Consider the following 504-nt stretch of genomic DNA (forward strand, 5'->3'; position numbering starts at 1 on the left):
GTGCTGTTGCCGCTGGGCGTGATGGGGTTCCTGATAAAAGCATCACCTCTTTTATCAAAATCGTTCAAGGAAGCAAGACCGCTATCGCGCAAAAATCACCGCTGATAAGGTAACAGCGCAGGAAATTACAGTATCAGGTGGTGCTGAGAATGGTGATATCATTGTCAGTTACACTTACAAACTCCCCCGCATTGACCGTATTGGTCTCAACACAGGGGGAAATGTCGTCTATATCAAAGGGATTTCTTCAGACCAACCCATGGCACCCAGTGTCCCTGATGAGGTGCTCTCTCTTGCCACCATTACCAACAATTGGCTTAGTACCCCCCTTGTGGTTAATGATGGCACCCGTGTTGCCCCCTATGATGAGATGTGGCGCTATTTTCAACGAGTGCTTTCGCTTGATCGATTGATGCAATTAGAGCGTATTAAAAGCAATGTTGACTCTAAAGAACCTGTTGCCAAAAAGGGCATGTTTGCAGACCCTTTTCTTGATGATAGTTA

The 504-nt window shown here is 46.2% G+C and carries 1 pseudogene; it reads left to right on the top strand.

From position 1 onward, the window contains the following. Positions 1–504, top strand: a pseudogene (locus tag ACFIJJ_RS10260) (DUF4815 domain-containing protein); the annotation flags it as partial.

This window comes from Bartonella sp. TT29SHDZB (genome assembly GCF_042193395.1).
Lineage (GTDB): Bacteria > Pseudomonadota > Alphaproteobacteria > Rhizobiales > Rhizobiaceae > Bartonella.